5 protein-coding genes (1 of these 5 only partly in view) are annotated in these 24,639 nt (G+C 60.6%); all 5 read left to right on the top strand.

The window, feature by feature from the left end:
* The first annotated feature begins 615 nt into the window (after positions 1 to 615).
* The gene (locus tag PMI20_RS19980; protein WP_037033539.1) at positions 616 to 1,449 is read left to right on the top strand and encodes a helix-turn-helix transcriptional regulator; all 834 of its coding nucleotides are present in this window, start codon (positions 616 to 618) and stop codon (positions 1,447 to 1,449) included.
* A 271-nt stretch (positions 1,450 to 1,720) separates the two neighbouring features.
* Positions 1,721 to 2,362: a hypothetical protein gene (locus tag PMI20_RS19975; RefSeq protein WP_007920507.1), complete on the top strand. Its 642-nt coding sequence runs from the start codon at positions 1,721 to 1,723 to the stop codon at positions 2,360 to 2,362.
* 307 nt (positions 2,363 to 2,669) lie between these two features.
* The gene (locus PMI20_RS19970) at positions 2,670 to 4,418 is read left to right on the top strand and encodes a fatty acyl-AMP ligase (protein ID WP_157173126.1); all 1,749 of its coding nucleotides are present in this window, start codon (positions 2,670 to 2,672) and stop codon (positions 4,416 to 4,418) included.
* 158 nt (positions 4,419 to 4,576) lie between these two features.
* Positions 4,577 to 15,313 (top strand): SDR family NAD(P)-dependent oxidoreductase, encoded by a 10,737-nt coding sequence (locus tag PMI20_RS19965; RefSeq protein ID WP_007920504.1) that lies wholly within the window; start codon positions 4,577 to 4,579, stop codon positions 15,311 to 15,313.
* A protein-coding gene (locus PMI20_RS19960; protein ID WP_037033536.1) for a non-ribosomal peptide synthetase crosses the window boundary here: on the top strand, positions 15,310 to 24,639 show its 5' portion. It continues 5,430 nt past the right edge of the window; the window shows 9,330 of its 14,760 coding nt (coding positions 1-9,330); the start codon lies at positions 15,310 to 15,312; its stop codon lies off the right edge, out of view. The genes PMI20_RS19965 and PMI20_RS19960 overlap by 4 nt, the downstream gene beginning before the upstream one ends.

Raw genomic sequence — 24,639 nt, 5'->3', positions numbered from 1 at the left:
CAAGCGCTAGTTTGAAGTTATAAGATGGATTCATTGTAAGATTTTGTGATTACTTCATGAGAAAGGCTGCGAGTAGATGTGGCTTTTTTTTTAAAATATAAGTCTGTCAGTGACAAAGTGCTTCGTACCTTGCGTGTTAGCATTCAATGGACAAGAGGTGGGCGCAGTAGTTTCTTGGTTGCCGGATTTAGTTGGCTGAGAGGCAAAAGAGGAGTGGCTTGCGAGACTGCGCTTAATGATTAGATGGTGCTTGGCATTTTATGAGGAGCCGCTAAGGTCAAGGGCGATGATGGCTATATGCTATCTGTTGGTTTGGTAATAATCTCGAGCAGGTTGAATGTCAATAATAATTTAAATATTTGTCCAAGGCCTTCCTGTCTGCTTCCTGTCTGTACTACCCAAAAGGTTAATAATCTATAGTTGCTTGTGCGTAAGATATACACCGCTGCCGGCTGCTGGGGTAATAAGAGCTATTGCACTAAATCATGAATACGCGTAGTCGGCCCAGGTTGATGATGCGCTGCAAAAAAATTGTAATAGTATATAGGGGTGATGTTGGCATGCTGTTTAAGCATGGCGGCATAGGGGTGCTGTACAAGTTGGGGTTATAATGATATGCAAGGTGCTAACACGCTTGATCAGAAAGTATCTTCGTGTCGATGGTGTATTCCTGCGTTTCAGTCACTATCCATCTCTGTAGAAGGTGTTTATGTTCTGATGAGGGGGGAGCTGACAATTCGAGATGTTAACGTAACAAGGCACATTGAAGCTGGCGAGCTATTGGTTGTCAGGCGGGGTAGCTATCTGGTGAGAACTGGGGAGCAGCGAAGTGACTTGTTATGGATTCCATTGTCAGATCAGTTCCTGCAAGGCTTTATCCAGCGCTTCGGCGCATTGCTGGGTGAGGTTGAGCGGAGGGAAAAATCAGGTGTAAATATTATCGCTTTTGAGAGCAATCCATTGCTCGCTGATTGTGTAAAAAGTTTGAAGAATTTGCTTGTGCACGAGCACCCACCGATGCTGGCATCGTTGAAGGTGGAAGAGTTGCTGATTCTGTTTGTCTTTGGTCCTCAAGGCGCAGAGTTGATGTCATTACTGCGTCAGCAGAGCAACAGGAACGTCGAGCGATTGCAGCTTTTTATGGAGCAGTACTTCCTGAAGGAATGGCGGATAAGTCAGTTTTCCAGGGAGTTTGGCATGGGCTTGACGACGTTCAAGGATCTTTTTGGAGTTGTGTATGGCGTCTCTCCCAGGGCCTGGATCAGTGAGAGACGAATTTTGCATGCCCATCATTTGCTCCTTAATAGCGAGCTGAGCATTGTGGATATTGCGATGGCAAGTGGTTTTTCCAGTCAGTCGTACTTTACCCAGAGCTACCGGCGTCGATTCGGTTGTACCCCAAGTCGCTCCCGGCAGTGCAAGGAGTCCGCGTTGAGTGCGGAGGCGTAATATGTCGATCCATCTGTCTGGAGGATGTGTCTAGATATGAGAGTGTATCGACGCGAGCACTGATTAAAAATGATAAAAAAACGCCGATTTATATAAGGTCTTGAAGAGTATCTTTGATAGAGTTGGGTCGTTGGTGGTTGATTTGAAAAACGATGGCGTATGAAAAGTATGCGACTGGCTTAAGATTGATGAAGTCGCGCTATCATGCCTGTCAACGGTTAACTGGTATGGAATCATGAAATATGCAGGGATGTAATTTCAGGGGTTTCCTATGAAAGCCCATCTGCCTGATGGTTATCGAGACGGGGCTTTGATCTTGTCTTTGATACATCGGATCTACAGCCTTTCTGTAGAGGGCTTTAAACCGTTGCATCGTGGGACTCTTGTTCGTGTTGTGGTGCCTGGGCAGTTGCACGCATTGTATGATACAGGCTTCGCTCGAGTGGTTATGGCTGAGCGTAGGCGTTTTTCCGGTTGTAGGCAGGGTATTGAGGTGCTTTTCATCAACCATGGAAATGCTGTCCTGACTGTGGCGCATGTAGCATGGAAGTGGCAGCGCGGGTTGGTTCAGCGTTACTTCATGGGGAGCGGATTAACGACGTATTGCTGCAAAGTGAAATGCCCTGCTCGTAAGGCCATTAGTGCCTTGTCAATGAATGTGACGATAGATCATGAATATGCAAATGATCCGCTCGCCATCGACGCCTCTCCCTTTAGCGCTCCTTGCTACCTCCTGCCTGCTGGAAGCGGTTCGCTTCCGGTAAAATCCGATAAGTTTACGTATCTAGTGGTTTGTCTTTCATTCCGGTTCTGGGAGTGGATGCCTCTATACCTGTATCTCGCCGTAATTGAGGCAGTGTTGCGCTGGGTGATCTCATTAGCGCTTCTTGAACGACGATTAATTTCACGATAAAGATTATAAAGTTTAACTCGAATAACGCTTGAGTTCGACTGGCGGGTGGGGTTCGTCTGAAAACATCATTGGCATTGACTATGTTATGCAATGGTAACTTCCATTGTTGATGTCTTGTCTTCATTGAATCTGGAAGTCGGCGCGCCCTGGTTGTAGTGAATAAATGATCTTGTGATTTTGATAGAGCTGGGCCTAATTCATCGTTTGGTATGAGCGATGGACGGTTTGTCGTTGCCCAAAAAAATCGATAGCAGTGATGAGTGCCGAGAGTACCTACTTAAATAGTTGCCTGAAGGGGGTGATACTTATGAGTTCGATCATTGATAAACTTTGCGAGCGCGCCAGAACTTCTTCCTCACAGAGAGCGTTCGAATTTTTGTCGTCGAAGGGTGTGTCGGAGCAGGTTCTGGATTACGCGGAACTGAAGCGTTCCGCAAGTCGAGTGGCAGCCATGCTCAAGGCTGCCGGAGCGGGTGTTGGGGAACGCGTCCTGATTCTCTGTCAACCTGGGCCGGAGTACGTCACGGCGTTTTTTGGCTGTCTTTATGCGGGTGCTGTTGCCGTTCCTTTATTTCCGCCGCGCAATCGTTTGCATGTCTCGCGCGTCGTCAGCATTTTGAACGATGCCCAGGCTTCCTTGTTGCTCTGCAACGCCAAGGGGATGGGGCGTTACGGTGAGTTTTTTTCCGAAATGGGCGTCCCCGACTCCGCCTTGCTGACTATTGAGGCAAGTGAGCGATACGTCGAGGGGCTGCCCGAACCTGCGGTTCAACTTCCTGAAAACACCGCATTCCTGCAATACACCTCAGGAAGTACGGGAAACCCCAAAGGGGTGATGGTTTCCAACCGGAATATTGAACACAACCTGGGGATGCTCAACGAATGGCTGGGGGGGAAGCCTGGCGAGGTCATGGTCAGCTGGCTTCCGCCTTACCACGACATGGGGTTGATCGCGGGTCTGTTGGCGCCGGTCATGGCTGGTTATCCGTGCGTGTTGATGCCACCGGAAACCTTTGCCCATAGCCCGTTTGTCTGGTTGGACGCGATCAGTCGGTATCGAGCGACGATCAGCGGTGCTCCCAACTTTGCCTACAGCATGTGCTGTCAGCGCATCAGCAATGAGCAATTGTCTACGTTGGATCTTGGCAGTTGGCGGCATGCTTTTAATGGCGCGGAGCCTGTCAGGGCCCGGACCATGGCTGGGTTCTCCTCGCGTTTTGCTGCCAGCGGCTTCGACCCCTTCGCTTTTGCACCGTGCTACGGACTGGCTGAGAGCACATTGATCGTTACCGGCTATGCCGGTGATAAACAGCCTTCCAGTCTGCTGGTCGACCGGCAGATTCTGCAGGATGAAAAGCACGCAATCATCAACCAGCAATTCGAGACTCCACAGGCCCAGGACAGTCCGGTATGGCGTTCGTTGGTCAGCGTCGGACCGGTAATCGGCCAGCAGAAGTTACTGATTGTCGATCCCGAGACGGCCTCGCCGTGCGCCGAGCGCTGTGTCGGTGAGATCTGCGTATCGGGGCCGAGCGTTGCCCGTGGGTATTGGCAGCAGGCGCAAGCCAGCAACCACGCGTTCCAGTCCGTCAGCGATCAGGCGGGAGAGGTTTACCTTCGCTCCGGTGATCTTGGATTTCTGCATGAAGGGGAGCTGTACGTGACCGGTCGCTTGAAGGACATGATCATCATCGCCGGGCGCAACTTCTATTCGGAAGACATCGAGCAGTCGGTCGTGACGAGTCAGCCCAAGGTGGTCGCTAATGGCTGCGCTGCATTCGTCAGCGAGCATGACGTTCAGGAAAGCCTGGTGATTGTCGCCGAAGTCGAGCGCACGCAACGTCATGGCAATTTGCAGGACATGATGATGGATATCCAGAAGGAAGTCTGGATGAAACACGAAATCAATCCGCAAGCCGTGGTGCTGGTATCTCCCGGCCAGGTACCGCGGACATCGAGCGGCAAAGTCCGCCGCAAAGCCTGTCGCCAGGCCTGGGAAAGCGGCGAACTCAAGGTGCTCGACCACTGGGCGCGCGAGCCGCTGATGGCTGACTGAGTTCACGCCAAGAGGTCGTCGTTCCAAAACCGGAATCAACGTCGCATTAACCCTGCCTCTGGATGAAGCCCGACTGTGGCCCGTCCTGGTGGTATAGGCGGCCTGTGCCCGATGGAAACCTCAACCTCCTACTATTTGAATAACTTTCGGGTGGCATCATGAATACACCAGCATTTTTTCCAGATAACGAGAAGGTCGGCGGTCCCCAGGCGGACTTTCAGGACATCGCGATCATCGGCGTCTCCGGTCGTTATCCCATGGCTGAAAACCTTGATGAGTTCTGGCGCAACCTGGCCTCAGGTCGCGACTGTGTATCCAGGCTGCCCGAAGATCGCTGGCAACAGGGACACCCGCAACGAGAGCACTCTGGCGATACCTGGGGCGGTTTCCTGAAGGATGTCGATTGCTTCGATTCGCTGTTCTTCAACATCACTCCGCGGGATGCCGCCAAGCTCGATCCGCAGGAACGGCTTTTCCTGCAATGTGCCTATGCTGCCATCGAGGACGCCGGCTACACCCGAAGGACCTTGGGCAAGTCGGTGGCCGAGCGGCATTCCAGGCAAAGCCGGGTGGGGGTCTTCGCGGGAGCCATGTATCAGGAGTATCAACTCTACGGAGTTGAAGCTTCATTGGTCAGCGATGGCACGGCGGCGAATGGTGTGGCCGCATCCATTGCGAACCGGGTCAGTTTTTTCTGCGGTTTCAATGGCCCGAGCCTGACGCTCGATACCATGTGTTCGTCCTCGATTACCGCCATCCACCTGGCTTGCCAGAGCCTGCAATTGCAAGAGTGCGAAGTGGCGTTGGCCGGTGGTATCAATCTCTCTTTGCACCCCAACAAGTACCGCTTGCTCAAGGACAACAAGTTCCTTTCGCAAAAGGGGCGCTGTCGCAGTTTCGCCAGGGGAGGGGATGGCTATATTCCCAGCGAAGGTGTCGGTGTCGTGGTGCTCAAGCCCTTGGCCAAGGCTGTGCTCGATGGTGACCGAATCCATGGGGTCATCAAGGCCAGTGTGATAAATCACGGCGGGCACTCCACGGGTTACTACGTGCCCAACGCCGAGCAGCAATCGGCGTTGATCAGGGAGGCCATCGACAAGGCAGGTATCGATCCCCGGCACATCCAGTATGTCGAAGCGCATGGCACCGGCACGCCGGTAGGCGACCCGATCGAGTTACAAGGACTGAGCACCGCCTTTGGCGCCTATACCCAGGATAAACAGTTCTGTGCAATCGGATCGGTCAAGTCGAACATTGGCCATTCTGAAAGCGCCGCCGGTGTTGCGGCGCTGAGCAAAATCCTGCTGCAGATGAAACATGGGCAGTTGGCACCCTCGCTGTATGCCGATGAAATCAATCCCGATCTCAACTTCACCGACTCTCCCTTCTATGTGCAGCGGAATCTGGAGGCATGGCCGTGTGCGGTCGACGAGCAGGGCCGTCGGCGTCCGCGCATGGCCAGCCTGTCTTCATACGGCGCCGGAGGCTCGAATGCCCACCTGATCATTGCGGAGTATCTGCCGTCGCAGGCGGTCGCTCAGCAAGGCCCGCAGGTGCCTCCAGTCCTGGTGTTGTCCGCACCCAACCAGGTGGCCTTGCAGCTCCAGGCCAGGCAGTTGTTGCAGTTCTTCCAGGCGGGCGGTGCCGCTACCTCCCAGGAGCTGCTTGAGTGTGCCTACACCTTGCAAGTGGGCAGGGAGGCCTTTGATTGGCGCCTCGGATTCGTGGCCCAGGATGTGGATGCGGCGATTGCGTCACTGGAGCAGTTCCTCGATGGGGCCCATGAGCAGGTTGCCCATATTCTGCACGGCAGGATAAACGAATCGACAGCCCGTCCGGCGGTGCCCGGGGACACCCATGGCGGCGCTGACCCACAGCAATGCCTGCGCGCCTGGATCGATGGCGCGGATATCGACTGGGCGAACCTGTACGGCAAGGTTCGTCCGGCTCGCGTCAGCCTGCCGACGTATCCGTTTTCCCGGAACAAGCTCTGGTTGAAAACCGATACCCGGCTTTCACCTTACCCGTCGCCAGTGGTAGATGGACCTCATGCCCATCCCCTGCTCGGACAGCATCAGTCTGGAACACTGATGTTTTCTTCAGTGTTCAGCGGTCAGGAGCCTTTCCTGGCCGATCATCAAGTCAACGGCAGCCCGATACTGCCGGCCGTTGCCTATCTGGAGATGGCCAGAGCGGCACATGAGGCATTGACGCCCGATAAGGCGCCACTGAGCCTGCACAAACTGCTCTGGTCCAGGCCGGCACAAGTGGCAGACGCAGTACTCGACACACGTATTACCCTGAGCGTCCAAGACAGCGCCCATCAGTCATTCATCATTGAAAGCACGGACGCCTCGGGTGACTACCTGACATGCGCCAGGGGCACGATCGGCAGGCTGCAGCAATCCGCGCCGCCAGCGCTCGATGTACCGGCATTCATTGGCCAGCACTGTCATCGGCGGTATGAGGGGGCTGAGTGCTATCGCCACTTCGCGAGCATCGGCCTGGACTACGGGCGCAGCCACCAGACCATTGAATACCTGCACCGCGGGGCGCACCACGTAGTTGCCAGACTGAACCTGGCGCCATTCGACACAAGCTACCAGCTCCATCCTTCAATGGCGGATGGGGCGTTCCAGGCGATCATCGGGTTTTATCTGGGGGCCGATCATAGCGACTGGCTACCGGTGCCTTTTGCCCTGGAACGGGCGGATCTGCATCGTGCCTGTTCATCCGAGATGTGGTGCATTGTCTCGCATGCGGCACAAGGGGACGGCAAGGTCTTCGATATCCAGCTGCTCGATGTCGACGGGCGGCTTTGCGCGCTGTTCAGCGCATTGACGATCAAGGATTTCTCTGCGGCGAAACGTGTCCCGGTCGAGGTCGCCCCGGTCGCTGTCACGCCGGGTAGGAATGTGTCCTTGGCGGTCGAGTGGCAACCTTGTGAATGGCTTGCCACGCCAGCACCCGCGCCTCTCAAGGTATTGCAGATCGGCACGCAGGATGGAATCGAAGCCGAGCTGTCCAGGCTGTTGCCGCAGCGTGTTTATGCCGACCATCAGGAGCTGGCCAGTCGCGAGTCGTGTGATCGCCTGCTGGCCCGCGCAGGGGCGTTCGATGAAATCCTGTGGATTGCTCCAACGCCTGGAGCCGACCTGATACAAGAACAGGAAACAGGCATGATGAACCTGTTCCGACTGGTCAAGGCGCTGCTTTCGCAAGACTGCCATACCCGTCAGTTGTCATTGACGCTGGTCACATCCCAGGCTCAATCGGTGCACGAGGCCGAGCCGGTCTTTGCCGCCCATGCCTCCGTCCACGGCTTGGTAGGGGTGCTTGCCAAGGAAATGCGTAAATGGCGTTTCCGGATGATTGACCTGGACGGGACTCGCCCCTGGCCAGTGGAGCAACTGCTGACGCTGCCCTTCGACTCGAAAGGGGAAACCTGGGCCTTGCGTGCAGGCCGTTGGTACCGGCAATGCCTGATGGCGTGCCATGAGCCGCTGGCGAAAGAGGCCTGGGCGTTCCGTCGGCATGGGGTGTATGTGATCCTCGGTGGCGCCGGTGGCATCGGCAAGGCCCTGAGCCGTTATCTGATCGAACACTACAGCGCCAACGTGATCTGGCTTGGCAGGCGCAGCCTGGAGCAAGGCATCACCGCGGAACTGGACAGTTTCCGCGACCTGTCTCATGTGCCGATCTATTTTCAGGCTGATGCAACCGACCCGGCGGCGCTTGCCGAGGCCCATCGGCAGATCAAGCAACGCTTTGCGCACATTCATGGCGTGATCAATTCGGCCATCGTGCTCCACGATCAGAGTGTCCTGAGCATGGAGGAGCGAACGTTCGCCCTGGTGCTAGGCACCAAGGTCGCAAGCAGTGTGAACATGGCGCAGGTGTTCGGCCATGAACCGCTCGACTTCATGTTGTTCTTCTCCTCTCTGGCGGCCTTCCTCAAGACCGCGGGGCAGAGCAATTACACGTCAGGGTCGGTATTCCAGGATGCCTTTGCCCATCACTTGCGCAACGTTTGCCGGTTCCCGGTCAAGATCATGAACTGGGGCTACTGGGGCGAGTTCGGCGCGGGTGCTTCCGAGCACTATCGTCAGCGGATGGCGAACATCGGCGTTGCTTGCATTGATACCGCCGAGGGCATCGCGGCCGTCGAGTTCCTGCTGCGCAGTTCGCTTTCGCAACTGGGCTTCATCCGCATGCTCGATTTCAACGCGCTCAATATCTTGCCGGGCATGCTGCTGGATCGTGCGCTGGAAATCGGCGATCGGTACGCCACGGTGAGCGATGTGGCCGGGGTACTGGCCCGCGCGGACCTGCAGATGCAGGCACTGCTGCCGCAGCCCCTGGGCGCGGCCATGGCCGTTGCACCTCAGGTCGCCGCCCTGGCTGCGTCGTTGCCCGCCGAAGCGAATGGGGGGCTGGCGCCGTTGCCAGCGAGAGACTCGGCAAAGCCGGTGCGTGATCTGCGCGACAGGGCGTTGGCTCATATGAAGACTCTGGTCAGTGAGGCCCTACAGGTGCCTGTTGACGAGTTGGATCTCGGTACGCCGCTGGTGCGTTATGGCGTCGACTCGATCTCGGCGGTGTACATCACCAACGCCTTGGGTGAGGTGTTCGGCAAGGTCGATGGCACCTTGTTGTTCGACCTGCAGACGATTGAAGAGCTGGCCGACCATTTTCTTTCGGTTCAGCCTCAGGTCTACGCAGGGCTTTTCGGCAGTGTGACGGCCGAGGATCCTCCCTCCGCCAGCAGCCAGCCCGCGGTGTCGTCTGGCGCGGATTTGCGCAGCAATACGGTGCTGCGCATGAGAGCCCTGGTCAGCAATGCCCTGGAGGTTCCGCTCGATCAACTCGATGACAGCACGCCATTGGTGCGCTATGGAGTTGACTCGATCTCGGCGGTGTACATCACCAATGCCCTGGGCGAGTTGTTCGGTAAAGTCGACAGCAGCCTGCTGTTCGATGTCCAGACCATCGACGAAGTGGCGGACTATTTCCTGGCTCACGAGCCCGATACCTGCGCCAGGCTGTTCGGGGCTGAGACGGACGTTAGCGACACCAACCGCGTTCAAGGCCCATTGCTCGAGACACCGCAGCAGGGGGCAGCGACTTCAGTACAGGCCTCGTCTGCGGCACCGCGGTTGCCGATGCTGACAATCAACCGTGACGACGATATCGCGATTGTCGGCATGGCCGGTCGTTATCCCCAGGCGCTCGATCTCCCCGCGTTCTGGCACAACCTGCTCAAGGGGGTGCACTGCATCGAAGAAATTCCCGCGCAGCGCTGGGATTGGCGCACCGGCTTTTCGAGCGACCCCGAATTGATCGGCGGCTGCTATACGCGCTGGGGCGGTTTCATCGAGGGGCATGACGAATTCGATCCAGTCTTTTTCCATATTTCTCCGGCCGAGGCCGAGTTGATGGACCCGCAGGAAAGGCTGATTCTGCAGCACGCCTACAGTTGCATCGAGGATGCCGGCTACACCCCCCAAGGGCTTTCGAACGGAGGGGATGTCGGGGTGTTTGTCGGCGTCATGAACAGCGACTATCCGCTGGTTTCGCGCTATTGGTCGATCGCCAACCGCGTGTCCTACGTCTTTGACTTTCGAGGTCCCAGCATTGCGCTGGATACGGCCTGTTCTTCGTCCCTGAGTGCGCTGCACCTGGCTGCCGAAAGCATCCGTTGCGGCAGCTGCGCCAGCGCCCTGGTGGGCGGGGTCAACCTGATTACCGACCCGGTGCATCTCTCCAGCCTGTCCTACATGCAGATGCTCTCCCACGGCGATGCCTGCCGTGCCTTCGGCGATCGGGCGGACGGTTTCGTCGCCAGTGAAGGCGTGGGCGTGGTGATGCTCAAATCCCTGGGGCAGGCCAGGCGAGAAGGCGACCATATCTACGGGGTGATCAAGGGCAGCATGATCGGCGCCGGGGGACGCACGTCGGGCTACACCGTACCGAGTCCACGATCCCAGTCCCAGCTCATGGTCAAAGCGCTCGAGCGTGGGGGAATCGCGGCCCAGGATGTCAGCTACATCGAGGCCCATGGCACCGGGACCGCCCTGGGCGACCCGATTGAAATCAAGGGGCTGGTAGGTGCCTATACGGGGCTGACGGCATCCGGCCAGACCTGCGCGCTGGGCTCGGTGAAGTCCAATATCGGCCACGCGGAAAGCGCCGCCGGCATGGCGGGCCTGAGCAAAATATTGCTGCAGATGAAACACGGCATGCTGGCGCCGACCCTGCATGCCCACCCATGCAACCCGCGTATCGATTTCAGCCAGACGCCGTTGTACCTCGTGGAGACGGCTCAAGCCTGGGAGCGTCGGACCAGGCAACAGGACGGCCAGACCTGGCTGGTGCCGCGGATTGCCGGCCTGTCCTCCTTCGGGGCAGGAGGGGCCAATGCCCATCTGTTGATCGCCGAGGATGATCAGGCTCCAGCCCACATGCCTGGCGCTGTCGTGAGTGCGATTGTGTTGTCGGCGCAAAGCCGTGAACAACTGCGGCAACGCGTCGACGATCTGTCGCGGCACCTGCACAACGAAAGGCTCGACGACACTCACCTGAGTCGTCTGGCATTCACATTACAGACAGGCCGCGAGACCCTGGAGTGGCGCCTGGGGTTCGTCGTTCGGGACATGGCCCATTTGAGCCAATGCCTGGGCCAGATACTGGATACCGACTGGTCGCAACTGGCCTGGCTGGCCATCGGCGATACTCCGCCCCGCAGCAAGCCCACGTTGCCGCCGGTGCATAGCGCAGCGCCATGGACCAGCCAGGCGCTGCAACAGCAGATCGACAACTGGGTGCAGGGCGACCCGGTGGATTGGGCGCAGTGCCATGTCCGGCAACCGCAACGCCTGAGTTTGCCCGGTTATCCGTTCCGTCGTGACCGCTATTGGCTTGCACCGAGCCATGACCTGCGCCGCCTGACTCCGACGGCAGTGGGGAACTCGTCTTCACCGCTCAGGGAAAGCGCGCAGGTGGAGGCGCGTGCCAAGCAACCGGTGCTGACTTACCGGGAAGTCTGGCAGCCACAGGAACGGCAGAACCGTCATTCGTCGGCGCAGGTGCGGCGAGTCCTGTGTCTGGTCGATCGTGCGGAGCGCGGCCAGGCGCTGAACCTGGTCATCGAACAGGCGCACCCGGGTTGCGCGGTGATGTTCCTGGTCTGCGACGGCGAAGCCACTGGCCTGAGCAATGGGGTGGCGCTCGCCCGTGACGACCTGGAGGGCTTCACCGCGGCCTTTCAACAGGTGCGCCAACGCTGGTCCGACGTGGATATCTGCTACCACGCACTGGGCGCCTGCGATCTCTATTACTGCGAGCGTTATGAAGGATTGCTGTACAGCATCCAGGCAATGATGGCGGCACAGTTACCGGTCCATCGACTGTTCCTGCTGGCTCGTTATCCACTGCCGAGGTTGCAGGCCCAGGTCGAGAGCTGGATGGGGTTTGTGCGTTCGCTGCCGATGGTCATGCCGCAGACGCGGGTCAGCCTGCTGGCCTGCCAGGACACCCCCGGCACAGGTGCATTGTCGATGGCGGACTGGTTCGCCCTTCATGTGTTGCCAGAGGCGCTGGCCGCTGAAGAGGACAGCGTGTTCTATCGGGATGGCATTCGCCATGTGGCTGTTACCGAGGCCTTGGCGCTGGTCGACAGCCCCCCGGTCGAACAGGCGGGAAAGACCTGGTTCATCACCGGCGGGATGGGGGCTCTGGCGCAGCTTCTATGGCGTCGCCTGCATGCCCAGGGAGCGAACCTGGTCCTTGCCGGGCGTTCAGCGCTGACACCGGCCCTCGTCAGGGACATCGAGGCGCTGGATCGAGGTGTCGGGCGCCTGCTTTATGTGCAGGCCGATGTCAGCGATGAAATCAGCCTGCGTCGCGCCGTACAGCAAGCCAAAGCGCGTTTTGGGCAGGTTCATGGGGTCATCCATGCGGCGGGGGCTGCACCGACCACCACGCTGGAGGCGATCGACCTGGCTGACTTCCAGCGCGTGCTCGCGGCCAAGGTCGAAGGAACGCGCGTCCTGTCCCGGGTGTTCGAACCTGAAGGGCTGACCTGGCATGTGCAGTTTTCGTCGTCGTCCGCGATTCTGGGGGACTTCGGTTCCTGCAGCTATGCCGTGGCGAACCGTTACCAGAGCGCATTTGCCCTGGCCAAGAACCTCGACAGTCAGACGCGCCACATCGTCATCAACTGGCCGTTGTGGCGCGATGGGGCAATGGGGCTCAACAGCCGCCGCGAAGAACGCTTTTACCTGGACGGTAGTGGCCAGGACTATCTGGAGACCCCCGACGGCCTGGCGCTTTTCGAGCAGATTCTCGCCTCGGCCGTGCCTCAGGCGATCGTTCTGGTAGGTGGCAACAACCCATTGCAGCGTCGCCTGTCGGGCCATGCGCCGGCAGCGGAGCCTGCACCGGGCGTTTCCATACCGGTTCAACCGTCGTCGGCCCCGGTCGACGCGCGGCAGGTGCGCCAATGGGTGTTCGAGGCTATCGAAGAGCAGATAAAGCTGCCGGCGGAGCGTGTCCGGACGAGCCTGAACTGGACAGAGCTGGGTTTCGACTCGATCAAGCTGGCTCAACTGGGCAAGCAACTGTCGCAACGACTGGGCTGCGCACTGACCCCCGCGACCTTTTTTGCTAATCCGAGCGTCGATGATCTGCTGGCTTTCCTGACGCGCGACCCGGCGCCGCAGAGTCCCCCAGTTGTCCCGGCAGACAAGCCGCACATGGCGCCGCAATCGGCGTCGTCGAACACGCCCGAAACCTATGAGCCGATCGCGATCATCGGCGTCAGCGGTCGTTTCCCCGGTGCGGATTCGGTGGAGCAGTTGTGGCGGAACTGGGTCGAGGGCACATCGGCGATTCAAGCCGCCTCGGCGTGTCGCGGTTTGCGGGCCGAGAGCGCCGGTTTTGCCACGCAGTCCCGGCTCTACGCAGGTTTTATCGATGGCGTGGAGGCGTTCGACCCGCTGTTCTTCGAACTCTCGCCCCATGAAGCGGCAGTGATCGATCCCCAGCAACGTCTGTTCCTGCAAGCCGCCTGGCATGCGTTCGAGGACGCCGGTTACCTCGGCGCTTCGATCCGTGGCAGCCAGTGTGGTGTGTTTGTCGGTGCCGAAGAGAGTTTCTACGGCGAGCAACTGGCAGATGCAGGCCGCATCAACGCTAACCGCAATGCCACCTTGTCGGCGCGAATTGCCTACGCTCTGGACCTCAATGGCCCCAACTACAGCCTGACCTCTTCATGCTCCTCCGGTCTGATGGCGATACATCAGGCGTGCCGCGCCTTGCATAACCGTGAGTGCACCATCGCCCTGGCTGGTGGCGTCAGCCTGATGATTTCATCCAGGGAGCTGGGGGTATTGGCCGATGTCATGCCGTTGGCACAGGAGCCTGCGTGCCGGGTGTTTGATCAGGACGCCAGCGGCCTGGTTCCGGCCGAAGCGGTGGCTGCCGTGGTGCTCAAGCCGTTGAGCCAGGCGCTGGCCGATGGCGATCAGGTTTACGGCGTGATTCGCAGCAGTGCGGTGAACTACGACGGGCGTACCAACGGCATTCTGGCGCCGAATCCGGCCCGTCAGGCCGAACTCTTCGCTCAGGCCCTTGCCACCGGAGGGCTTGAGCCAGGGCAGATCCAGCTGGTCCTGGCCCATAGCATCGGCATGCACCTGGGCGATCCGGTCGAAGTACAGGCGTTGCAGCAGGTATTTGCTCAGGACAACCGGCAGCCCTGTTCACTGAGCTCGATAAAACCGGGGTTGGGCCATAGCTTCGCCGCCTCGGGGGTCGTGGACCTGCTGGCCATGTTGATGGCGCTGCGGCATGCCTGTAAGCCTGCGTTGCAAGGCTTGCGACAGGTCAACGAATACATTGGCTTCGACCGGTCCGGCATTGCTCCGGTACTCAGCCGGCAATCCTGGCAGGTGGCACCAGGAGAGCGTCGCCGCGGCCTGGTCAGCACCACCGGGATCAATGGTTCGAATGCTTGTGTCCTGATCGAGGAAGCCCCACAGCCTTGCGAGACGGCACCCGCGCCAGCCTATACAGCGCACCTGGTGCTGCTGTCTGCGCCGGATGCACCGCGCCTGGCGCAACTCGCCGAGTGTTTGTTGCAGCAGATCACGGATAACCCTGAGCTGCGGCTCGAGGACGTTGCGTTCACCTTGATGCAGGGCCGCGAGCCGCTGGAGTGTCGTGCCGCCTGGGTGGTGCATTCGCTTGACGAATTGCGCACGGTATTGGCCGGTTTCGACGACGTATCGCTGGGGTATCGCGGCCATAACCCGGTGCTGGAGTCTCTGGCGCCCGCGGCCTGGCCCGATTCGCCGAGCAGTGACGCTCTGCATGCCTTGGCCGCGGCTTGGGTGGAGGGAACACCGATGCCGGCTCGCCCTGCGCTTGAAGGCCGGCGCATCTCGTTGCCCCTGACCGCTTTCCTGCGGACCCCGTGCTGGTCGGCCAATACCTTGCCCGGCCCGATCACCCAGCCGGTGCGAGCGGAACCTTCCCGCCAGGCTAACGAGGATGTCCATGCCTTCATCCTGGCATTCCTCGAACAACACCTGGGGCTGAGCCCTGCGCAACTGGTGGTGGACAAACCGCTGCGCCAGTACGGCATGGACTCGGTTCTGGCCATCAAGCTCGCCCACGCCCTGGAGCAGCGTTTCCAGGTGCGACTTTCCGCGCGAGCCTTTCATGAGAACCCATCGCTGGCGGCGCTGAATGCGCATATCCAGCAGCACCCCGACTTCGCCCATGGGGCCGGGAGCGAGGTTGCGCCGTTTCAGGATGCACAAGTCATCGCGATGCTCGATCAGATTATCCAAAACGAGAAATCCTTGGACGACGTTAAGGAACTGTTGAAATGAATGCAGTCGCCACTAAAGAACAGCTTCTGGCCGCGTACAAAGCGGGAGAAATTTCGACCGCACAATTGAAGAGTCTGCTATTTGCCGCCGAACCCATGCCCCTGTCCGCCGGGCAAAAAGGGTTGTGGGCGTTGCACAAGACGCTGCCGGACATCACGGCCTATCAGATTCCCTTGTGTTTCCGTTGCGACCGAGCACTGGACCTCGAGGCGCTGCAACAGGCTTACCGGCGTGTCCTGACCAGCTATCCGTTGCTGACCAGCGTTCTGCATGAGGTGCAGGGCCAGCCGAGCCTGCGACCGCAGGCGGTTTCACGGTTCGGCCTGGTGCTGGAGGACGTTCGCGGGATGCCCACGCCACAGGTGCTGGACAGGTTGCGCGGGTTGAGCAAACAGCCCCTGCCGCTGGAAGGGACTGCGTTGATCGATGGTCATGTCTTCCAGGCGGACGAGCAATGGTGGGGGTTGTTCCGGGTTCATCACATTGTCTTCGACGGCACGTCTGCCTTGCTGTTTCTGAATCACTTGTTCGATGCCTACCAGAGTCTTGTCAGCGGCCTGCCGCCGCGCGTCGAGCAACCGTCCGCGCACTTCGCTGAGTTTGTCGCCTGGCAAAACGAAATGCTCGCGGGGCCTGCCGCACAGCCGTTGCTCGACTATTGGCAAGGCGCGCTGGAACAAGTACCGCCGCCCCTGGAGCTGACGACGGACTTCGCCCGCAGCAGCACGGTGTCGTTCGAAGGCAGCAGTCTTCGCCAGCCGGTGCCTGAGGCACTGAATGCACGTCTGGAGTGCTTTTGCTCCGAACATGGATTGACCAGGGCGGTATTTTTCCTGGGGGTCTTCAATGGGTTGCTCAGCCGGTACACCCAGCAACAGGACATCGTTGTCGGCATGCCGACGCTGGGGCGCCCCAAAGAGTGTTTTGGGCAAAGCATCGGCTACTTCATGAACATGGTGCCGATTCGCAGCCGCGATATCGAAAGCGGTAGCGCGCGTGACTATTTGCGACGCCTGCAAGAGACGATGATCGATGCCGTCGACCATAGCGATTATCCTTTCCCGACGCTGCTCAAGGCACTCAAGGTGCCCCGCAACCATCGACAGCGCCCGCTGTTCAACATCGCGTTCGCCCATCAGAACTTCGCCAGCAGTCATTGGCTGCAGCACCTCGAGCATCAATACACCACGCCGCTGGGCATCACGATGGTCGAGCAGTTGCGCCAGGAAGGCGAATACGAGCTGGAACTCGAGATCATCGAAAGCGCCGAGGGTGCGCTGATCAACTTCAAATACGCCACCGCTCTGTTTGAACCGGCACGCATCGAACGGATGCTCGCGCACTACCTGCAATTGGTGGAAGGGGTCCTGGCCGACCCGCAGCGTTCGCTGGCGGACCACGACATTGTGGCGGCGCAGGAGCGGGCACTGCTGCAACGCTGTAACGACACTGACCTGAAGGTGCCGGCGGTCGCGAGCCTGCTGGAATGGGTGCAGCAACAGGCCGAACGTGACCCGGAAAAAACAGCCTTTCGGTATCAGGAACACAAGCTCGGTTACCGCGCGCTGATGCAAGGCGCGAAGGCGCTGGGCAACTTCTTGAACGCACGGGGGATCGGGCCGGGGGCGAAGGTTGCGATTTGTGTCGAGCGCTCGCTGGATCTGCCGTTGGCCATCCTGGGTGTCCTGCACAGCGGCGCGGCCTATGTCCCCCTGGACCCGACTTATCCCGGCGAACGCCAGCGCTACATGCTGGAAGACAGCGGTTCCAGTCTGTTGTTGAGCCAGTCGACGATCACCCGCGACTGGCCCGTGCCTTGTGACGTCCTGTGCCTGGACGAGCAGCGCGCCCGCATCGCAGAGTATGCCGACAGCCAGGTACCGCAACTCAAGGTCCGCAGTGACAGCGATCTGGCGTACCTGATCTACACCTCGGGCTCCACCGGCAAGCCCAAGGGCGTGATGGTGCCCCACAGCGCGCTGAACAACTTCCTCCACGGCATGGCTGAGATGCTGCAGGTCGATGAGCGCGACCGTTTACTGGCCGTGACCACCTTCAGTTTCGATATCGCGGGGCTGGAGCTGTTTCTCGGGCTTGTTCGCGGTGCCGAATGTGTCCTCTGCGATGCCGCCGTGGCCAGTGATGCCGAGCGCCTCAAGGCGTTGATCGAGCACAGCGATCCAAGCCTGATGCAGGCGACACCGACGACCTGGCAATTGCTGTTCCAGGTCGGCTGGCAGCCTTCCTCGCGGTTGAAAGTGCTGTGCGGCGGAGAAGCGATGCCGGTGGCGTTGTTCCAACGCTTTCAGGCGTCGTCGGCGCAGGTCTGGAATCTCTATGGGCCGACCGAAACCACGATCTGGTCCAGCGCCAAGCGTCTCGATCACGCCAAGGGCGTGACCATCGGCGGCCCGATCGCAAACACCCAGCTGCATGTTTTCAATCAGTATCGACGCCTGCAGCCGATAGGCGTGCCGGGTGAACTGGCGATTGCCGGGGCCGGGCTGGCAACGGGTTACCATCGACTGGCTGAACAAACGGCGGACAAGTTCGTCGCCGACCCGTTTCGCCCGGGGCAGCGAATGTTCCTTACCGGCGACAGTGCGTTGCGCCTGGAGGACGGCGAGATCCGGTGTCTGGGACGCCAGGACCTGCAAGTCAAAGTGCGGGGGCATCGGATCGATGTCGAGGAAATCGAGACCTGCATCGTCGCGCAGTGCCCGGTGCGGTCGGCGGTCGTCGTACTGCATCAGGCGAGTGAGCACGCCTCGATGCTGGTGGCCTACCTGCAGGCCGACAGTGCTGCTATCGACCAGCAGCAACTGATCGCAACGGTCAAGGCCGAGCTGGGCAAACACCTTCCCGGGTACATGATGCCGCAGCGCTTTGTCTGCGAGCAGGCGCTGCCCATGACTGCCAACGGCAAGGTCGACCGCAAGGCGCTGATGGCGCGGATGTTGCCAAAGGCGCCGGACGAGGTTGTCGCGACAGTACCGCCAGTCAGCCAGCCGCAGAGGGTAGAGCAGGTCCGGCAGGCCTGGCAGCAGGTACTGGGTTATCCCGTGGAGGATGACGAGACCGGCTTTTTCGATTTCGGCGGTGATTCGGTCAGCGCGGTGCAGGTCGCACAGCTGCTGAGTGAGCGGTTGCAGCACAAGGTGGCGGTGACGCTGCTGTTTCAATACCCAACGGTGAGCCTTCTGGGGGCGGCGCTGAATCAACTGGCACCGGTCCTGAGCGACGATGGCGCGCCGAGCACGGCGGACGCAAGCCTGACCCAGACGCCCGAACGCTTGCCGGACGCGCTGGAGGGGGCCGCGGCGGTCATCGGCATGTCCTGCCAGTTTGCACAAAGCGTGGACCTGGAGGCGTTCTGGGACAATCTCTGCCAGGGCCGCGCCTGCGTCACCCGTTGGAGCGATGCCCAGCTGCGTGAGCTGAACGTCCCGGAGTCCATGATCCGGAACCCGCAATTCGTTCCGGTCAAGGCGATCCTGGACGATAAGCATGCGTTCGACGCGACCTTCTTCGGACTCTCGCCCAGGGACGCGGGCTTCATGAGTCCGGCGTTCAAGCACCTGCTGATGCATGCCTGGCGGGCGTTCGAAGATGCCGGTTATATCCCTGAACAGACCCCGAGCACGGCGGTATATATCTCGGCCGGGCAGAGCATGAGCGGCCAGCAGGGAGCGGCGGACGCGGCGTACTTTATCGAAGACGCCGATGAGTATGTCCGCTGGTTGATGGGGCAGGGCGGCAGCATTCCGACCATGATCTCCTACAAGCTCGGCCTGTCGGGGCCCAGCGTATTCCTGCAGACCAACTGTTCGTCGTCGCTGGTGGCATTGCAGGCGGGGCTGGACAGTATCCGCAGCGGCGCCGCGGATTACGCCCTGGTGGGCGCGGCAACGGTATTTCCGGTGTCGATGGCCGGTTATCTCCATCAGCCCGGGCTGAACTTTTCCAGCAGCGGCCAGTGCCGCGCATTCGATGCCGAAGCCGACGGCATGGTGAGCGGTGAGGGGGTCGCCATGCTCTTGCTCAAGCGCGCCAGCCTGGCGCTGGCCGATGGCGACCCGACCTACGCCTTGCTCAAGGAAGTACAGGTCAATAACGACGGGGCCCTCAAGGCTGGTTTTTTTGCCCCCAGCGTCGCGGGACAGGCGGCGGTCATCGGCCGCGTGCTGGACAAGGCGGGTGTCGAGCCGCAAGAGGTCGGTTACATCGAGACCCACGGCACGGGCACCGCGCTGGGCGACCCCGTGGAATTCGCCGCGCTCAGCGACGCCTACGCCAGCAGCGCCGGAGCGCTACGGTTTTGTGGCCTGGGCTCGGTGAAAAGCAACATCGGGCACACGGACACGGCTGCGGGGCTCGCCGGCTCGATCAAGGCCATCCTCAGCCTGGCCCACCAGAAGATCCCACCGACACTGCATATCGACTCGCCAAACCGGCAGATCGACCTTGAGCACTCGCCGTTCTTTCTGGTGGACCGCTTGCGGCCGTGGCCGGCGCAGCCGGGGCGACCACGGCACGCGGCCGTCAGCTCTTTCGGGGTGGGCGGTACCAATGCCCATGCGTTGTTCCGCAGCGCCGACGACTTGCCCGCGCGTCCGGCGTCCGTGGGCTCGGGCCCTTATCTGGTGTTGCTGTCGGCCAAGACCGAGGACAAGTGCCGGGTGGCCGCGCAGCAGTTGCTGGCCTTTGTGCAAAACAGCGCTCCCTCACTCGATCTCGGCGATCTCGCCTACACCCTGCAAGTCGGCCGCAAAGCCTGGCCGCAGCGTATTGCCATGGTTGTGAGCGACCGTAACGAGCTCTGCCGCACCCTGGCGAACTGTATCGAGGGGCGTGCCGACGATGCGTTGCATCGAGGGCGGGCGAGTCGCCAGCTGGCCGCCCGCGAAGGGCTCGCCTCCGCTGCGAGCGACGTACACAGCCTTGCCCTGCACTGGGTCCAGGGTGGCCACCTCGAGGGCTACCAAGCACCAACCGGCGACAGACCGCCACGGCGCATTCACCTCCCGACTTATCCCTTCATCACTGACCGCGAAAGGCACAGTATGCCGACCACTTTGCAGAACACTGTCGAGCCTGTTCCACAGCCCGTTCTCGCGCCGCCGGCCGGAACGGCCAGCCATGCCCTGCAGGGCGCTGTCTGCTGGGTCCGCGAGCCTTCACCCGCTGGCGAGTCGCAGCAGGGCGGCAGGACGGCGATCGTTTGCGACGCGCTCGACTTGCCCGGCGCACCGGGCGAGATGCTGCACATCGACCCTCGGGTCTTCAGCGACCAGGCCGCCTTGGCGACACTGTTCGAACAGCACGCGCACCTTGAACACCTGATCTGGCTACTGCCCGAGGACCGTATCGGTACATTGGCGGGCATGCAGGCCGAGCAGCACCGAGGGGTGTTATGGGGCGCCACCTTGCTGCAGGCACTGGGGGGAAGCTACCCCGGCAAGGCGCTCAAGTTTACGGTGGTGACCCGGCGCAGCGTGGCGATTTTCGACCAGGACCCTCTGGTGGCCACCCACAGCGGGGCCCATGGACTGGTCGGGACGGTGGTCAAGGAACACCCGCACTGGCAGGCGCGGATTGTCGATGTCGAGGACCTTGGCGTGGTGTGGACGACAGCCTTCGCCGCATTGCCCTTCGAGCGTAGCGGCAGGCCCTGGGCGTACCGCGCGGGCGACTGGTTCCGGCCTTCGTTGCACCTGCTGGACGACAGCCTGGGCAGCCCCGATCGGCTTGCCGGGTCGACGTACCGCCAGGGTGGGGTGTATGTGATCGTGGGCGGCGCCGGCGCTATCGGGCAGGACTGGAGCGCTTACCTGCTGCGCAACTATCAGGCGCAACTGGTGTGGATCGGTCGCAGCGCGGCAGACGCACAAGTGCAGGCCAGCATCGAGCGGCTGGCGGCCCTGGGCCCCGCGCCGCTGTATGTTCAGGCCGATGCGACGGACCTGGAGCAATTGCAGCGGGCCTGTGACGCCATTCGCCAGCGCTTTCCCCGGATTCACGGTGTCGTGCACTCGGCGATGGTGCGTGAGAATCAGGTCTTGCAGCAGCAGACGGCGCAAGACTTCGAACGTCAGGTCAATACCAAGGTTGCCATCGCGCTGAACCTGGCACAGCTGTTCAGCGAGGAGCCTCTCGATTTCCTGTTGTTTTTCTCATCGATCAACGCCTTCTACCTGGCCCCCAACAGTTGTGCATACGCCGCCGGAGGCAGCTTCATCGGCGCGTTGGCCGACCAGCTCAATCAGCGCAGGGATCGTTGCGCGAAAGTCGTCTACTGGCCGCATTGGGAGACCGCGCAACTGCGCGAGGACTCCCAGGGTGTCCGGCAGCACCTGGCACGGTTGGGGTTCGGGGTGTTGCCTGTCGAGCAAGGCATGGCCCAGCTCGAAACTTTCCTGGCGCAGCCGTTCACGCACATGGCCAGTTTGCGGCTGACCAGTGAAACCAAGCTGCAACAGCTGAACTTCAGCGGTTTCGGCGTGTACGCCAAGCAGCAGGCCTGTGCTGCCGACGTGGTGCCTGCGACGACGCTCGAGCTGGACCAGGCGCAACGCTTGATTGAAATCACCTATGGCCAGCTGGATGAAATCGCACCGCTGCTACGGGCGTTGATGTGGCGACAGATCGACCTGTTCCTTGGCGAAGCGGGTCTGACTTCGGGCAACCGTCGCGGCCGCTATTCATTGAAGCACCTGCAATCGGCGCTCAGCGACGGTCACTACCTGCTGCGTTGGCTCAACGCCAGCCTGCGCATTCTCGAAGACCGCGAGGAAATCACCCTTTCAGGCGATCAAATCATACTGTCCAGCGCCCTGGAAGATCGGGTCGACAGCAGCTGGGAGCGTTGGCAGACAGTCAAGGCCGAGCTGGAAAAAGATCCGTTCCTGGCATCGGTCAGCCGTTTTATCGACGTGGCGCTGCAAGCCACTCCAGATGTGCTGGGCTCGCGCAAGAAAGCCACCGACGTGTTTTTTTCCAACAGTTCGATGGCACTGGTGGAGTCCATCTACAAGGAAAACCCCGTCGTCCACTACTACGGTTCGGTGGTCGGCAAGCTGGTCGCGGCCCAGATCGAGGCGATTGTGGCTCGACAACCGGACGCCAGGATTCGCCTGCTGGAAGTGGGCGCCGGCACCGGCAGTTGTACCGAGCATGTGTTGGCCGCTCTCAAGCCGTTTGCCGAAAATATCAGCGAATACTGCTTCACCGATCTGTCGCAGTTGTTCCTGCAGCGAGCCGAGCGTCGCTACCGCTCCGAGCATCCGTACCTGGCCACGCGGATTTTCAACGCCGAGAAAGAGCCGCAAGCCCAGGGGATGACGCCTGAACACTACGATGTGGTGATCGCCGCCAACGTGATTCACGCGACTCAGGACATTCGCACCTCGGTGCGCCATATCCAGTCGTTGATGAAGACTCATGGTCAGTTCCTGCTGTTGGAGCTGACTGAAAACTCACTGTTCTCCCACCTGACGTTCGGCTTGCTTGAGGGCTGGTGGCGCTTCACCGATCCTGAGTTGCGGATGCCTTATGGCCCGGCATTGTCGGCCGCGAGCTGGCGCAGCGTCTTGCTGGATCAAGCCTTCGATCGCGTCAGCTTTCCCTGTGCAGCCCTCAAGCGCAGCGACCTGCAGGTAGTCGTCGGCCGCAGCAGCGGGTTCGGTCTCGGTCCGCAGTCCCCGCGCCGCTGGACATCGGTGCAGGCGCCCGAAGCTACGGCCCCGGCACAGCCCCATGCCCCGGCAGCCAGCCCAGGTGCGGCGCTGGCACGTACCGTTGCCTGCCAGGCCGCTCCGGCGCAGGTGGCCGTATCGTCGGCGTTCGCTCAGGTGCGCAGCACCCTGGCGCAGGTCTTCAGCCAGGCCCTGGGGGTTCCCACCAGTGATATCGATGGCGACGAGTCTCTGGGCGATTACGGTCTGGACTCCATCATCGGGGTCAAGCTGGTACAGCAGATCAATGCCCAACTGAACGTGGAGCTGGTGGCGGGGGTTCTGTTCGAGTTCAACACCCTGAACCTGCTGGCCAGCCACGTAGCCGGCTTGTTGCCCGAGTCGAGGGTCACGCCTGCGCCTGCCGTCGAGCCGGTTTGCGCCGCTGTCGCGCCGCCGGTTCTCCGGCAGCCGGCCCAAGTGCTGACGCCGAGCCACAAGCCTCGCCCTCATGATGTCGCCATCGTCGGCATGAGCGCGCAATTTCCCGGGGCAAATTCGCTGTCGGCGTTCTGGAACAACATCGAGGAGGGAATCGACTGCACCCAGGAGATCCCGGAGGAGCGTTGGGACTGGCGGCAGTTCTTTGGTAAAAGCGACGGCGCGAACCCCCGCACCGAGTCACGTTGGGGCGGCTTTATCGACAATGTCTACCACTTCGATCCGCTGTTCTTTGAATTGTCGCCCTATGAAGCGGCATTGATGGACCCGCAGCAGCGCCTGCTGCTCAAGCACGCCTGGCTGGCGATCGAGGATGCCGGTGTCGCGCTCAAGCGGTTTGCCGCGAAGAAAACCGGTGTGTTCATGGCGGTCGGGGCATCCGAGTATGCGTACACCGTGCAATTGCCGGTGGGCAATCCACTGGTGGCGTCGTCGATTTCATCGGCGATGGTCGCCAACCGGATTTCCCACCTGTTCAACCTGCGCGGGCCGAGCGAGCACTACGACACCGGCTGTTCGTCCTCGCTGGTGGCTCTGCACCGGGCACTGGTGGCGATGGCCAACGGTGAGTGCGAGCAGGCCCTGGTCGGCGGTGTACAACTGGTGTTGTCGCCCCTGGGCGCGATCAACCTGGGGGCCGTGGGCTTTCTCAGCAGCGATGGCCAGTCCCGTTCATTCCAGGCCGGCGCGGACGGTTTTGTCCGTTCCGAAGGCGTGGGGGTACTGGTACTTAAATCCCTGGAACAGGCGATCGCCGACCGGGACGATATCTACGCGGTGCTCAAGGGCAGTGGGGTGGCCCACGGCGGCAAAGGGGTTTCGCTGACGTCCCCGAATGCCCAGGGCATGAAGGAGGCAATCGTCCAGGCGCTGGACCGTGCTGGCGTGGAGCCCGGCTCCCTGTCCTATGTCGAGACCCACGGCATCGCCTCGGAAATCGGCGACAGCATTGAGATTCAAGCGCTGAAGTCGACCCTCGACGATGGGGCGGCGCCGGAAGATTGCGTCTTGAGCAGTCTCAAGCCGGTGATTGGCCACGCCGAAATCGCTTCGGGGATCGGTGCGCTGATGAAAACCGCATTGGCCTTGCGCAACCGCCTGCGCCCGGGGGTTCCCGGTTTCTCGCAGGCCAGCGAGCACCTGTCGCTGGCC

It is taken from the genome of Pseudomonas sp. GM17 (assembly GCF_000282175.2).
In the GTDB taxonomy this organism is placed as follows: Bacteria; Pseudomonadota; Gammaproteobacteria; order Pseudomonadales; family Pseudomonadaceae; genus Aquipseudomonas; species Aquipseudomonas chlororaphis.
The sequence above is the reverse complement of the archived record's forward strand: the minus strand, read 5'-3'. Positions and strand labels throughout refer to the sequence as shown.

Bases quoted from the DNA above. Each gene is read 5' to 3' on its own strand.
- PMI20_RS19970 (WP_157173126.1), top strand. From the start codon at position 2,670: ATGAGTTCGATCATTGATAAACTTTGCGAGCGCGCCAGAACTTCTTCC.
- PMI20_RS19980 (WP_037033539.1), top strand. From the start codon at position 616: ATGCAAGGTGCTAACACGCTTGATCAGAAAGTATCTTCGTGTCGATGG.
- PMI20_RS19975 (WP_007920507.1), top strand. From the start codon at position 1,721: ATGAAAGCCCATCTGCCTGATGGTTATCGAGACGGGGCTTTGATCTTG.
- PMI20_RS19965 (WP_007920504.1), top strand. From the start codon at position 4,577: ATGAATACACCAGCATTTTTTCCAGATAACGAGAAGGTCGGCGGTCCC.